Source organism: Arthrobacter sp. Dra40, assembly GCF_059091905.1.
The window spans coordinates 16439-30250 of the sequence record NZ_JBNHHB010000061.1; the positions used below are offsets into that span (position 1 = coordinate 16439).

Sequence of the window (13812 nt, forward strand, 5' to 3'; positions counted from 1 at the left end):
CCTGGCGGCCGCGTTCGGCGGCGGTACCGCTGCGTGCGGCGAGGATGAGTTCGCATATTTCGCGGACTGCGCCCTCGCCGCCGTGATGCTGCAGCACAATCCGTGCTGCGGCCTTGACCTCGGCGCGGGCATCGCCCACCGCCACGGGCCAACCAACGACGCCCATGGCGGGCAGGTCGTTGACGTCGTTGCCCACGTAGGCAACCCGGTGGGGGTCCAGCCGGTGGGCAGCCATCCAGTGGCGAACCGCTTCGGCCTTGTCCGCGACGTCCTGGAGGACGTCAATGCCGAGCTTTCCGGCCCGGGCGCTGACCACCGTGTTGCGTTCGGTGGACAAGATCAGTTGCGGAATTCCGGTGCAGCGCAGCCGGGAAATTCCCATTCCGTCCCCGCGGCTGACCCGCACGAACTCTTCGCCCTCGGCATTGACGAAGGCATGGTCGTCGGTGTGGACGCCGTCGAAGTCCATCACCAGGGCGTCGACATCGACGGCGCCGGCTGCCGGTGCGGCTGCCTGGCCGGCCAGGGCCCGGACCACGGCGAGATCTTCCGGCGTGTCGACTTCAACGGCTTGCCCAGCGGGAACTTCCTGCAGTTTCAGGCGCCCGAAGAAACGGTGCCTGCGTTCCAGGAAACCCTCGGTCCGCATGGCATAGAACGCGCCTGTTTCGCGGTACTGCGGCGTGCGGTCCTGGCGGCGGGGACGCACGTCGGCGCTGTGCCCGACGGCGAAGACGGCACCGCCGTCGTCATGGGACCAATGGAAAGCGTGGCTCTCGGTGACGGCAAAGGCCACGTCGGCGCGGTCCTCCAGCACCTCCAGCACGGCCTCGTCCACGTGAGCCGGATCGATGAACGGGGACGTGCACTGCATCAGGACGGTAACCGCCGGTTGCCGGGGCAGTGTTGCGAGCACGTGGAGTACGGCGGATTCGCTCGTGGCCGTGTCCCCGGAGAGCTCCGCGGGGCGGCTGATGACCCGGGCGCCGCAGCGTTCGGCTTCGGCTGCGATGGCCGGATCGTCGGTACTGACCACGACGTCGGTCACCGAGGGCGCGGCCAGGGCACTGTCCACGGCCCGGGCCACGAGGCTCCGTCCGGCCACGGGTAACAGGTTCTTGAACGGAATCCCTTTGGAGCCGCCGCGGGCCGGGATGACGGCCAGAACTTGCGGGGGGTCGATGTAACTCATTGGAGCCACGGTAGGAAGAGCCGGTAACGGCCCGGGGCGCAACAAGTTACGGGAAGGCGAGCAACAGCGGACGTTCGGGTGACCGGTGTGACGGATCCGCGCCTGTAGCCGGCGGTGCACCGCCAGTAGTCTTGGACCATGCCCGGGTCCCGTACTACGCGCCGCACGCCGCTGCGCATTGTGGTGCCCAGCCGCAATGATCCGCTGTTGCAACAGTTCACCGAGTTGGTGGGCGGACCGTTGGGCCGGCACAGCGCTCCGGGTCTGGTCGCGCCGGCTTTCTTCACCGTCGAGCGCGTGCTGATCATCCTGACCACGTTCGCCGCGCTGCTCTCCGTTCTGGTGAAGACGCCGTGCCGGGTGGCCGGATGGAAGCTGCCGGACTACTTCTATATGGGCTGCTATTCGGACTGGCCGGTCTTGTTCGAGTCGCGCGGGCTGGCCCACGGCGTGGTGCCTTTCCTGACCGCTGGAAGTTCCTTTGAGTACCCGGTGCTGCTGGGGCTGCTGGCCGGCGCGACGGCGTGGCTTGTCCCCGGCGAGGGGGCAACCCCGGAACGGGCGCTGGCCTATTTCGATCTCAATGCCACCTTGGTGGCGGTGGTCTGGTTGGTTACCGTGATCGCGACGGCACGGATGAGCCACCGGCGGCCCTGGGACGCGGCCATGGTGGCGCTGGCACCGGGAATCGTGCTCGCCGGGACAATCAACTGGGATCTTTGGGCCGCCATGCTGGCGGCGCTGGCGATGCTCGCCTTCGCGCGGGGCCGCCCCATTCCCGCCGGAGTGTTCATCGGGTTGGGCGCTGCGCTCAAGTTGTACCCGGTGCTGATCTTCGGTGCCATCCTGTTGCTTGCGGTGCGCACGGGCCGGTACCGCGGCCTGGTCCAGTCCGCCCTGGCGGCCGCTGCTGCATGGCTGGTGGTCAATGTGCCGTTCATGCTGCGCGACTTCGGCGGCTGGTTCCACTTCCTGGACTTCAGCCAGCAGCGTGAAGCAGGTTATTCGTCCATCTGGTACGCCTACAACCTGACAGCGCAACGGCAAAAGCTACCCGACCTCAGCCCGGAATTCATCAACGCCGCCTCCTTCCTTCTGTTTGCGGCCGCGTGTGCAGGGATTGCGCTCCTGGCATGGACTGCCCCGCGGCGTCCCCGGATGGCGTCGCTGGTTTTTCTGGTGGTGGCGGCCTTCGTGCTCACCAATAAGGTGTACTCGCCGCAGTTCGTGGTGTGGCTGATCCCGCTGGCCGTGCTGGCCCATCCCCGGTGGCGTGATTTCCTGATCTGGCAGTTCTTCGAGGCAATGCACTGGTGGGCCATCTGGTTGCATCTGGGCCAAGTCACCAGCGGCGGCGAGGCGGCGCGAAACCTGGACGCACCGTATTATGTGCTGGCCGTGCTCGCGCATATAGCGGCAACGGCATACATCATGTGGAAGGTGGTCCGCGGCATCTGGCTGCCTGAGCACGACCCGGTGCGACGGGTGGATACCGACGACCCGCAGGGCGGCGAATACGATGCCGCGCCCGACAGATTCACGCTGCCTCTCCCAGGCCGCAGGACGGCCAACGCACCGTCCGTCCGGGCGGACCCGAAATATGCCTTATCAGGTATAGAGACGGTGCGGCGTCCCGCGAAGTGGCCGGGCATTGCCAGCGGGCCTGCGCAACCCCCAAGGTTGAACGGACAGCGGGAAGGGGAAGATCCATCGTGACGGACGTGGCGGTAGTCGGTGCCGGACCGAATGGGCTGGCCGCGGCGGTGATCATGGCGCGCGCAGGGTTGGACGTCACCGTCTTCGAAGCGGACCCCACACCCGGCGGCGGCTCCCGCACCTCGGAGCTGATGGAGCCCGGCCACTGGCATGACATCTGCTCGGCGGTGCACCCGATGGCCGCAGCCTCGCCGTTTTTCCGCGACTTCGGACTGGACCGGCGGATCGACTTGCTGATGCCCGAGGTCTCCTACGGGCAGGTCATCGACGGAGCCGCAGCGGCGGTTGCCTACCGTGACCTGGACCGGACAGTGGCCGGGTTGGGCGCCGACGGCGGCGCGTACCGGCAGCTCATGGGCCCGCTTGTCGCCAGGAGCGACGCGCTGCTGGAGTTCACCATGGACCAGTTGCTGCAGGTGCCGGCCAGCCCGGTGACGGCCGTGCGGTTCGGGCTTCGGTGTCTGGAGCAGGGAACCCCGGCCTGGAACCTGCGGTTCAAGGAACAGTTCGCCCCGGCGCTGCTGACCGGCGTGGCCGCGCATACGCCCGGCGGGGTGCGGCGTGTCGCGGCGGCGGGAGCGGGACTGATGCTCGGAGCCTTGGCGCACGCGGTGGGATTCCCCTTGCCGGCCGGGGGCTCGCAGGCAATCATCGACGCCATGGTCGGGGACCTGCAGGCACACGGCGGCCGACTGCAGACCGGGCACCGGGTGCTGTCGCTGGCCGAGCTGACCGAGGCAAAGGTGGTCATGCTGGATACCTCGCCCACCGAGCTGCTGCGGCTGGCCGGCGGACGGCTCCCAACCGGATATGCGCGCACCCTGCAGCGCTTCCGGTACGGGCCGGGGGCGGCCAAGGTCGATTACATCCTGTCCGGGCCGGTTCCCTGGGCACACCCGGAACTCCGCCGCGCCGGCACCGTGCATCTGGGCGGGACGCGGGAACGGATGGCCGCCTCGGAGCGGGAGATTGCCCGGGGCCGGCACTCCGAGGATCCGGTGATCCTGACGGCGCAGCCAGGCGTTGTGGACCCGTCCCGCGCACCTGCCGGGCGCGAAGTGCTCTGGGCCTATTGCCATGTCCCGAACGGGTCCACCCGCGACATGGAGCCGGTCATCACCGCCGCCCTGGAGCGCGCCGCCCCCGGATTCACCGATCTGGTGGTGGATTCCGCCAGCATGTCCGCGGCCGACTACGAGGTCTACAACCCCAACTACGTCGGTGGCGACTTCGGGACGGGTGCTGTCAACCTGCTGCAGCTCGCGGCCCGACCCGTCCTGAACCCGAAGCCCTGGAAAACTCCCCTGCACGGTGTTTACCTGTGCTCGGCGGGCACCCCGCCCGGGCCGGGGGTGCACGGCATGGCGGGTTACCGCGCCGCCGAGCTGGCGCTGAAGGAGCAGTTCGGGCTGGCCGTACCGCCCCTGGGGCCGTGAAGCCATGGATCGGCGCCCGCCCAGCATGGAAGATGGTCCTATGGATCCTGTCGCAGCCCTGAATGAAATCGCGTTCTGGCTGGAGCGCGAACTCGCCCCCACGTTTAAAGTGCAGGCCTTTCGGAGGGCGGCTGCGGTGGCCGGCGGGTTGGAGCCGGACGAGCTGGCGGAACGGGCGCGCACCGGCCGGCTGAAGGGAATGAAGGGGATCGGTGCCAGCACCTTGGAGGTCATCCAGCAGGCTGTCGACGGCGAGGTCCCGGCCTATTTGGCGAAGGTGCGGGAGCGCGCTGCGGCACCCCTGGCCGAGGGCGGCCGCGAGCTGCACCAGGCCCTCCGCGGCGACCTGCACAGCCACAGCGACTGGTCCGACGGCGGCTCGCCGCCGCAGGCAATGGTGGATGCGGCGCGCTGGCTCGGTCGTGACTACCTTGCCTTGACCGACCATTCGCCCAACCTCAAGATCGCCAACGGCCTGAGCGCCGAGCGGCTGGCCACGCAGCTCGAGCTGGTGGCGGAGCTCAACGCCGGGTCCGACGGACTGCGGGTGCTGACCGGGATTGAAGCCGACATCCTGGAGAACGGGGAGCTGGACCAGACGCCTGAGATGCTCGAGCAGCTGGACGTGGTGGTCGCCAGCGTCCACTCCAAGCTGCGGTCGGACCGGGGCACCATGACCCGCAGGATGCTCGGCGCCATCAACAATCCGCGCACCAACGTGCTGGGCCACTGCACCGGGCGGCTGGTCAAAGGATCGAGGGGAACGCGCCCGCAATCGGAATTCGACGCCGAGCGAGTGTTCGCAGCCTGTGCCGAGAAGAACGTGGCGGTCGAAATCAACTCGCGGCCGGAGCGGCAGGACCCGCCGGATGAGCTCATCCAGCTGGCCCTCGATGCCGGCTGCTTGTTCAGCATCGACAGCGACGCCCACGCGCCCGGCCAGCTCGACTTCCTCCACTACGGTGCCGAGAGGGCGGCCAAAAACGGCGTCCCGGCCGAACGGATCATCACCACCTGGCCGGTCGAGCAGTTGCTCGAGTGGACCCGGGCGGGCCGGTAGCCCACCTGCGGTAAACCGCTCCCGATGACGCCCCCCGGGGGAATCAGGTCGCCGCGCCTGCAGCCGCCGGGCCCCCCGAGTGGAGCTGTCAGCGCCCGAAAATCGGCAAGGACTCGATTATTGTCCTCAGTATGCTGAAGAATTTTTCACAGGCGGCCCTGGTGGTGCTGGCCATGCTGCTGACGTCCGCCTGCGGGCTGCAGGTGCCTGCCGATCCGGAAGGAACGTTGGACCGTGTCAGCGGCGGCACTCTCAAAGTCGGAGTCTCCCACAACCCGCCCTGGACAGCGGTCCGGAACGACGGTGAACCCGGAGGGTCCGAAGCCGACTTGGTCAGGAAGTTCGCTGCCACCCGGGGAGCAAGCATTGAGTGGACCGCTGCCGGCGAGGAAAGCCTGATGGGGCAGCTCGAGCGCGGCGAACTTGACCTCGTCATCGGGGGTCTGACGAAAAAATCGCCCTGGTCGGACAAGGCTGCCCTGACCCAGCCCTACGCCGAGGGCCGGGCCCCCGGCGGAGGCAAGGAGGAATACGTCATGGCTTCCAGGATGGGGGAAAACGCCTTCCTCCGGGAACTGGAGAAGTTTCTTCTCGACCGGAAGGAACAGGGATGAACACCAGGTTCGGCCGCGCCGAGCTGCCCGACCAGCAGGAAAAGGCCCTGCGGCGCGCCGTCAGACTCCAGTGGACCACCATCGCCGTCCTGGCCGTGTCGGTCACGCTGGTCTTTCTGACCATGGGCAATTCCCAGGCGATGAAGGCGGCCTGGATTGAAGACATGCTTTCCTTCGCTCCGCCCATTGCGTTCCTGCTGGCGATGAAGATCATTAACCGGCCGCCCACCCGGAAGTACCCCTACGGCTACCACCGGTCGACCGGCATCGCGCATCTGGTGGCCGCGGTGGCTCTGTGCACCATGGGTGCCTTCCTGGTGATCGATTCCGGCATTGGCCTGCTGAAAGGGGAGCACCCGCCGATCGGCTCGGTCCAGGTCCTGGGCCACACCATCTGGCTCGGCTGGCTCATGATGGCGGTCATGGCAGTGACAGCTGTCCCGCCGGTGCTGCTGGGCCGCGCCAAGGAAAAACTCGCCGAGCAACTGCATGACAAGGTTCTCTACGCCGATGCAGACATGAACAAGGCCGACTGGATGACGGCAGTCGGCTCAATCGTCGGTGTCGCCGGCATCGGGATCGGCCTGTGGTGGGCCGACGCCGCCGCCGCACTGTTTATCGCAGGGGGAATCCTGCGCGACGGATACAAAAACATGCGCGGCTCCATCACCGACCTGATGGATACCCGGGCCAGAACCTACGATGACTCGGAGCCCCACCCGCTGATCCAACGCATCGATGAATACCTTCGCCAGCTCGAATGGGTTGAAGAATCCGGTTCACGCGTCCGCGACCAGGGCCATGTGCTGCACGCTGAAGCCTTCGTCGTCCCCCGCGACGGCCACATCCCGTCGGTCAAAGTCCTCGAAGAGGCCAGGGACCGTTGCATCGACCTGCACTGGATGATCCAGGACATTGTCCTGGTGCCGGTCTCTGAATTGCCCGAGGAAGCAGGCGGAGCGTCGGAGCGCCAGTCCGAGAGAAACCTTTGACGGAGTCCGGTGCGGCGGGACGCAACCAGATATCGTGCAAAGGGGCTGCTACCTGAGCCCAACAACTTAACGACGGCGGTGCTCGGCCGCCGCAAGGAGGTACAGATGCGACTGGGGACAGTACGGCGGAACGGGACCACGCAGGCATTCCGGCAGGAGGGGGAGACCACCGAGTACCTGCCGGCCAAGGACGTGGGCGAGTTGCTGCAGCGCGGCAATTGGCGCACCCTCTCCGGCGAGCCCGGTCCGGCGCCCAAGGATTCGGAGCTGGGGCTGCCCATCCTGCACCCGGGCAAAATCCTCTGCGCCGGCCTGAACTACTACGCGCACGCCGAAGAGGTGGGCCAGGAGGTTCCGAAGTACCCGACCATCTTCACCAAGTACGCCAATGCCCTGGTCGGACCGACCGATGACGTGGTGATGCCCGCGGCCAGCAAGAAAATCGACTGGGAGGCGGAGCTGACCGTGGTGATCGGCTCCCGGCTCCGGCGCGCCGACGAGGCCGCCGCCCGGGACGCCATCGCCGGCTACACGGTGATGAACGACGTCTCGGTCCGCGACTGGCAGGGGCGCACCTCGGAGTGGTTTCAAGGCAAGAACTGGGACCGTATGACTCCGGTGGGCCCCGTCGTCGTCACCGCTGACGAGCTGGACCCGGAAGCAGGGCTGGCCGTGGAATGCGAGCTGGACGGCGTGAAAAAGCAGTCGGGAACAACCTCCGACCTGATTTTCTCCTGCGCACAGCTGGTCTCCTATGTCAGCCAATTCATGACGCTGGAGCCCGGCGACCTGCTCGCGACCGGCACGCCTGCGGGCGTGGGACTGGCCCGGACACCGCGTGAATGGATTCCTGCCGGAGCGGAGATGGTCACGCGGATCGAGGGCATCGGCGAGCTGCGCAACCGCTGCGTGGCCGAAGAAGTGGAGTGAAACGTCGAATTTGTCCCTTCCGCGCCTTAGGATCAGAGCGTGGCACAACCGCGGCTGTTTGGGCGTGAGCGTGAGGTGGCGCAGTGGCGCGACCTTGCCACTGCTGTGGAATCCGGGCACTGCATTGAACTGACGGTCAGCGGGCCCTCCGGAATCGGCAAGACCTCGCTGCTGGAAACGGTGTGCCGGGATGCTTCCTCGCGCGGATGGAAACTGCTGCGTTCCGCCGGGGCCGCGCGCCGCTCGCTGCCCGGTTCCATGTTCTGGCAGTGGTTTGCCTCGCTGGCCCAGCAGGTGCCGGATCACGGCCCGCCCTTCGACGGGCAGGGCCGCGTGCTGCACAATTTCCTCACCTCCGCCGGCGGTCCGCTGCACAAGGACGCCCTGACCTATTCGGCGTCCTGGGTACTGCGCTCGCTGGCCCTGCAGGCCCCGGTGGTCGCCGTGGTGGACGATGCGCAATGGCTGGATGAACTCTCGCTGCAGTCGCTGTCCGACATGGCGGGCCTGCTGATCGACGTCCCGCTGCTGCTGCTGCGCGGGGTGCGCACCGGCCCGGGCGCCGAGCGTGGCGACGGCCTCCGGGTGGACTCCCTGCTGCTTGATGCCGACGGCGGCGGCGCCAGGCGTGGTGCCGCCCGCTCCAATGGGCGGGTGCACTGGCCGCTGGAGCCGCTCGACCGAAGGTCGGTGGCCGAGTGGGCCGCAGCCCGCCGGCCCGGAGTAGACCATGCCGAGGCGACGCGCCTCCATGCCGCGGCAGGAGGGATGCCGTTCTACATCCATGAGCTGCTCGAAGGCGGCCTCGGGGCTGCTGCGGCCGGCACCGGCACCTGCGCCGGCGCTGCTGCGGCCGGGACCGGCGCCGGCAAGGCCAACGCCGAAGCAGCGGTGCTTCAAGATCGCCTGGACCGGCTTTCGGGGACTGAGCGGGCGGTGCTGGACGCCGTCGTAGTCCTGGGTGAGGACGCCAGCCACCAGTTTCTGTCGCACCTGACAGGGCTTCCGGCGGCCGAGATCACCCCGGTGCTGAAACGGCTTGTCGCAGCCCGGTTCCTCACCGCCCTGCGTCCGCGGCCCCGGGTCCAGCATGCGCTGGTGGCTGAAGCAGTGCTTGCGACGCTGGGCCGCGAACGCCTGGCCGAGCTTCATGGTCTGGCTGCCGCCGCCTTAATGGCTCAGAACAGCGAGGCTGCCGTTGTTGCCGGCCATTTGCTGGAGACTGTGCCCGGCGCCGATCCGGCCGCTGCCGGAATACTGCTCGATGCTGCAAGCCGCGCCCGCCGCACCGGGGCTGCCGGGCTGTCTGTCAGATTCATCGAGCGGGCGATGGCCGAGGACCGGCTGCCGGCCGATCTGCGGCGGCGGATCATGGTTGAGGCGTCGCTGGCACAGCAGGCGGTCGGGCACATGAAAGAGGCGGAAGCCCTGGGGCGCCGCGCCCTGGCCATGACCGAGGGCACGCAGGCGCGGGTCCAGCTGCTGATGGACTATGCCGAGGCCCAGTATGCGATCAACCGGGTGAAGGAAAGTTCCCGCTGCTACAGCCAGGCACTGAAGGAACTGGAGAACGACGACGAGCCGCACACCGAGCTCAAACGCCGCGTAGTAGCGCTGGCGACGGGGGCCGGATTCCAGCAACTGCAGTTCGCCTCGCAGTTCGGCCAGGAACTGGCCAGTATCCTGGCGCAGGACCCAGCGCAGGACGGTCCGAGCGACCGCCTCCTGCTGGTGCAAGAGGCGCTGCGGCTGAGCGTGACCGGCACGGACGCCAAACGCAGCGGCGAACTGGCCCTGCGGGCGTGCGCCGGCGGGAAACTCCTGGCCGAGGTCGGTGCGGAGTCCAACATCATCAACTACGCGACCGGTGCGCTTAACGGTTCGGAACAGGACGATGCCGCCCTGGAACTGCTGGAGGCAGCCATAGCCGAGGCCCGGGCCAACTCCTCGCCAATGGCCAACGCCACGCTCACATACTGCCGCGGGGCCATCCACCTGAACCGGGGACGGCTGCGGCTGGCCCAGATGGACCTGGAAACGAGCATGCAGGCGGCTGACACCGGCTGGCGCACGTATCTGGAGGTTGCGTGCGCGACGCTGGCCGAGGTCTACATTGCCCGCGATGATCTTGCCGCCGCCGACGCCCTGTTGAAGCGGGTCCCGCTGGCGGAGGAACGGGTTCCGCTGGTCCAGGCCATGGCCCTGCAGCTGCACGGGGTGGTCGCGGCCGGTCACGGTGACCATCTGCTGGCCCTCGACTACTTCGCCAATGCAATGGACCTGGGGTCGGGCCTCGGGCCCACGCTGAGCCTGTGGACGCGCAGCGCCATCGAAAGCGCCGCCCGCGCCGGGCAAACGGAGTACGCTTCCGCGGTTGCCGCCGAGCTGCTCCGCGAGGCCCGCTCCTTCGGCGCTCCCCGCCTGACCGGCGCGGTCCTGCGGGTAGCCGCCTTGGCCCAGCCCGGACCATCCGCGATCGCCATGCTGCGCGAGGCCATCACGCTGCTGGAAGCGAACGAGGGCCGCTACCAGCTGGCGCTGGCCCTCGCCGACCTGGCCGAGACCTGCCTGCAGCGTGAAGCGGACGGCGCCCTCCGGATCTACAGGACGGAAGCGCTGGCAGCGGCCCGCAAGGCATTGGTGCTGGGAAACCGGATTGGCGCCGCGGCAGTGGCCCGGCGCATGGCGCCACTGCTGGCCCGGCAGGATTCGCACTTGCCGTTGATCGCAGAGAACAAGGCCGACCGCCTCACGCCGGCCGAATACCGGGTCTGCTCCCTGGCGGCCAAGGGGCTCACCAACCGGGAAATTGCGGCGGAGCTGTTCATCACCATCAAGGCGGTGGAATGGCACCTGTCCCGCTCGTTCGCCAAGCTGGGAATCGGTTCCCGCAAGGAGCTGGCGGCCGTCCTGGATCGGCAGGACTAAGAGCAGCCCGTGGCGAACCTCTTGGGGGACCGCTCAATCCACAACGCCAGCATACGAAGGAGGGCACATGCGGGTTTTTGAGCGGGACATTCCCCGTTACCTCGGCTACTGGCGGCAGGGCCGGCTTCCGGTCGAACTGCTGCACACGGACACCTGTCCGCTGGATGAGATTAACGACGGGCTTGACGCCTTGTCTGAAGGGCAGGTTGTCCGGAGGCTCTTTAAGGCTTGACAGTGGGTTCCTTCCGCTCGCGCCAACCCTGGCCGGTCCTCCCGCAGTGCGCCCGTTGCGGGCCGGCGCCAGGCGGCACGCCAGTAAGGACTGCAGCACCCTAGGGTTTGCTAACTAGGGTCGCTTTAGCTGGAATACACAGGCTTCCTCCACCATGATTGAAGGTGTCAGCAACCGGAACGGGAGACCACACCGGAGGCGGCGGCATTCGGATCCCGGTTGGGGGACCTGCCTTTGGGCGGCGGATCCAGGTGCCGCACACGAAATGGCTCGAAGTGAGTTGGCTAATGGGGAGGCCTGACTTTGAGCCATTTCGTATGCCCGGGGTCATGACAGACTGGTTCCGTGGCCCATCTTGACGTCTCCAACATCGACTATTTCCTCTCCGACGGTCGCCAGCTGCTCAACGGCGTCGGCTTTAAGGTCGGCGACGGCGCCAAGACCGCGCTGATCGGCCCCAACGGCACCGGCAAGACCACCCTGCTGCGCATCATCGCGGGAGACGCGGTCCCTGACGAGGGCGCCGTGGCCCGCTCCGGCAGCATGGGCATCATGCGGCAGTTCGTCGGCCAGGTCCGGGACGAAACCACGGTCCGGGACCTCCTGGTCGGGGCTGCCCCGCCAGTCCTTGCCGCCGCGGCACGGGCAGTGGACGCTGCCGAGCTCGCCATGATGGAGCACGACGACGAACCCACCCAGATGCGCTACGCCCAGGCGCTTGCCGACTGGGGCGATGCCGGCGGCTATGAGCAGGAGACGGTGTGGGACGAGGTCACCATGGCCTCGCTGGGCGTGCCCTTCGACCGGGCCCAGTACCGCAGCGCCTCGACCCTTTCCGGCGGCGAGCAGAAGCGCCTGGTGCTCGAAGCCCTTTTCTCCGGTCCGGACGACCTGCTGCTGCTGGACGAGCCGGACAACTACCTGGACGTTCCGGGCAAGCGCTGGCTGGAAGACAAGCTGCGAGAGTCCCGGAAGTCGGTGTTGTTCGTCAGCCACGACCGTGAGCTGCTGGCCAATGCGGCCACCCGGATCGTCACTCTGGAACCCGGCGCCCTTGGTGCCACGGCCTGGGTCCACGGCGGCGGCTTCGAAAGCTACCTGCAGGCCCGGGACGACCGCAACGCCCGGTTCGAAGAACTGCGCAAGCGGTGGGACGAGGAGCACGCCAAGCTTAAAGAGCTGGTGAACATGTACAAGAACAAGGCCGCTTTCCGCTCCGACATGGCCAACCGGTACCACGCCGCCCAGACCCGGCTGGAGAAGTTCCTCGAAGCCGGGCCGCCCGAGGCCGTTCCGATCGAACAGAACGTGCAGATGCGGCTCAAGGGCGGGCGCACCGCCAAGCGGGCAGTGGTGGCCACGAAGCTGGAGCTCACGGGCCTGATGAAGCCGTTCAGCACCGAGATCTGGTTCGGCGACCGGGTGGGGGTGCTGGGATCCAACGGCTCCGGCAAGTCCCACTTCCTGCGCCTGCTGGCCGGCGGGGGCACCGACCCGGAGAAAGAGCACCTGCCGGTCTCCGAGGTCCAGATCGCCCACGTGCCGCACGCCGGCACGGTCAAGCTCGGTGCCAGGATCCGTCCCGGCTTCTTTGCCCAGACCCACGTCCGCCCGGACTTGCTGGGCCGTTCCCTGGTGGACATCCTGCACCGCGGCGACGACCACCGCTCCGGCCTGGGCCGCGAGGCCGCGGCCGCCGTCCTGGACCGCTACGGCCTGGCCCGGCAGGCGGAACAGCTGTACGACTCGCTCTCCGGCGGCCAGCAGGCCCGGCTGCAGATCCTGTTGCTGGAACTCTCCGGCGCCACCCTGCTGCTGCTCGACGAGCCGACCGACAACCTGGACCTGCATTCCGCGGAGGCGTTGGAGCGGGCCATCGACGCCTTCGAAGGCACGGTGCTGGCCGTCACCCACGATCGCTGGTTCGCGCGCAGCTTTGACCGGTTCCTGGTCTTCGGCACCGACGGCAGGGTCTACGAGAGCGAAACCCCGGTCTGGGACGAGGAACGCGTTGTCCGGGAGCGCTGAGCCGCCGGGTGTCGGGGAGAACGTCGAGCGGAGCAAGGCCCTGAAGCGCGGGCCCGGCACACCGCCCGCCCCGGTCCGCGCCGCCACCTACGCGACCTTCGCCATCTTCGGGCTCAACGGGCTGGTCTTCGCCAGCTGGGCGGCCCGCATCCCGGCGGCCGCGGCGACGCTGGACATCAGCGCCGGCAGCATCGGCGCGCTGCTGCTGGCCCTCGGCCTCGGCTCGGTCATCTCGCTGCCCCTCGCCGGCCCGCTTGCCGCCAGGATCGGCACCGCCAACACCGTCCGTGCCGGCGGCCTGATCGCCGCCGTCAGCGGCGCGGGTCTGGCCGGCGCGCTGGCCGCCGGAACGGTCCCGGGCGCTGCCGCCGCGCTGTTCTGCTACGGCGTCGGCGTGGCTTGGTGGGACGTGGCGCAGAACATCGAAGGCGCCGACGTGGAGCGGAAGCTGCTGCGCACGATCATGCCGAAGTTCCACGCCGCCTTCAGCCTGGGCGCGTTCGCGGGAGCCATGATCGGCGCCTGGCTCTCCGTGCTCGGGGTTTCGCTGGCCGCCCATCTGGCGGTGCTGGCGGTGGTGGTCGCGGCCGCCACGTGGGTGGTGCCGCGGGCCTTCCTGCCCCACCGGCCCCAGCATGACGACGACGGCGGGGCCCGCCCCGGCCGCTTCGCCGCCTGGCGGGA

9 protein-coding genes and 2 pseudogenes are annotated in these 13812 nt (G+C 68.2%); 10 read left to right on the forward strand and 1 reads right to left on the reverse strand.

Annotated elements, in window-relative coordinates:
* Positions 1-79: 79 nt before the first annotated feature.
* A pseudogene (locus tag AC5RWT_RS20480) lies at positions 80-1192 on the reverse strand (cytidylyltransferase domain-containing protein); the annotation flags it as partial.
* A 138-nt stretch (positions 1193-1330) separates the two neighbouring features.
* Here AC5RWT_RS20480 and AC5RWT_RS20485 point away from each other — a divergent pair.
* The 10 genes and pseudogenes from AC5RWT_RS20485 to AC5RWT_RS20530 form a co-directional block, all read left to right on the forward strand.
* The gene (locus AC5RWT_RS20485; RefSeq protein WP_494081769.1) at positions 1331-2908 is read left to right on the forward strand and encodes a glycosyltransferase family 87 protein; all 1578 of its coding nucleotides are present in this window, start codon (positions 1331-1333) and stop codon (positions 2906-2908) included.
* Positions 2905-4344: a phytoene desaturase family protein gene (locus AC5RWT_RS20490; RefSeq protein WP_494081770.1), complete on the forward strand. Its 1440-nt coding sequence runs from the start codon at positions 2905-2907 to the stop codon at positions 4342-4344. The genes AC5RWT_RS20485 and AC5RWT_RS20490 overlap by 4 nt, the downstream gene beginning before the upstream one ends.
* Positions 4345-4384: 40 nt before the next feature.
* Positions 4385-5404: a PHP domain-containing protein gene (locus AC5RWT_RS20495; protein WP_494081771.1), complete on the forward strand. Its 1020-nt coding sequence runs from the start codon at positions 4385-4387 to the stop codon at positions 5402-5404.
* Between the two features lie 131 nt (positions 5405-5535).
* On the forward strand, positions 5536-6018 hold the full coding sequence (locus AC5RWT_RS20500) for a transporter substrate-binding domain-containing protein (protein WP_494081772.1): 483 nt from the start codon (positions 5536-5538) through the stop codon (positions 6016-6018).
* Positions 6015-7010, forward strand: a complete 996-nt coding sequence (locus AC5RWT_RS20505; RefSeq protein WP_494081773.1) for a cation diffusion facilitator family transporter — start codon at positions 6015-6017, stop codon at positions 7008-7010. The genes AC5RWT_RS20500 and AC5RWT_RS20505 overlap by 4 nt, the downstream gene beginning before the upstream one ends.
* Before the next feature lie 105 nt (positions 7011-7115).
* A complete protein-coding gene (locus AC5RWT_RS20510; protein WP_494081774.1) occupies positions 7116-7940 on the forward strand; it encodes a fumarylacetoacetate hydrolase family protein in 825 nt (274 codons plus the stop codon).
* Between the two features lie 39 nt (positions 7941-7979).
* Positions 7980-10868, forward strand: a complete 2889-nt coding sequence (locus AC5RWT_RS20515; protein ID WP_494081775.1) for a helix-turn-helix transcriptional regulator — start codon at positions 7980-7982, stop codon at positions 10866-10868.
* Between the two features lie 79 nt (positions 10869-10947).
* Positions 10948-11100, forward strand: a pseudogene (locus AC5RWT_RS20520) (alcohol dehydrogenase); the annotation flags it as partial.
* Positions 11101-11445: 345 nt separating this feature from the next.
* Positions 11446-13128 carry an ATP-binding cassette domain-containing protein gene (locus tag AC5RWT_RS20525; RefSeq protein WP_494081776.1) on the forward strand — a complete coding sequence of 561 codons (1683 nt, stop codon included), beginning with the start codon at positions 11446-11448 and terminating at the stop codon, positions 13126-13128.
* A partial coding sequence (locus tag AC5RWT_RS20530; RefSeq protein WP_494081777.1) for an MFS transporter occupies positions 13112-13812 on the forward strand: 701 nt, incomplete at its 3' end. The genes AC5RWT_RS20525 and AC5RWT_RS20530, both read left to right, overlap by 17 nt.

What these genes read in the sequence shown, in the direction of transcription:
- AC5RWT_RS20485 (WP_494081769.1), top strand. Translation starts at nt 1,331, where the DNA reads ATGCCCGGGTCCCGTACTACGCGCCGCACGCCGCTGCGCATTGTGGTG.
- AC5RWT_RS20495 (WP_494081771.1), top strand. Translation starts at nt 4,385, where the DNA reads ATGGATCCTGTCGCAGCCCTGAATGAAATCGCGTTCTGGCTGGAGCGC.
- AC5RWT_RS20500 (WP_494081772.1), top strand. Translation starts at nt 5,536, where the DNA reads ATGCTGAAGAATTTTTCACAGGCGGCCCTGGTGGTGCTGGCCATGCTG.
- AC5RWT_RS20505 (WP_494081773.1), top strand. Translation starts at nt 6,015, where the DNA reads ATGAACACCAGGTTCGGCCGCGCCGAGCTGCCCGACCAGCAGGAAAAG.
- AC5RWT_RS20510 (WP_494081774.1), top strand. Translation starts at nt 7,116, where the DNA reads ATGCGACTGGGGACAGTACGGCGGAACGGGACCACGCAGGCATTCCGG.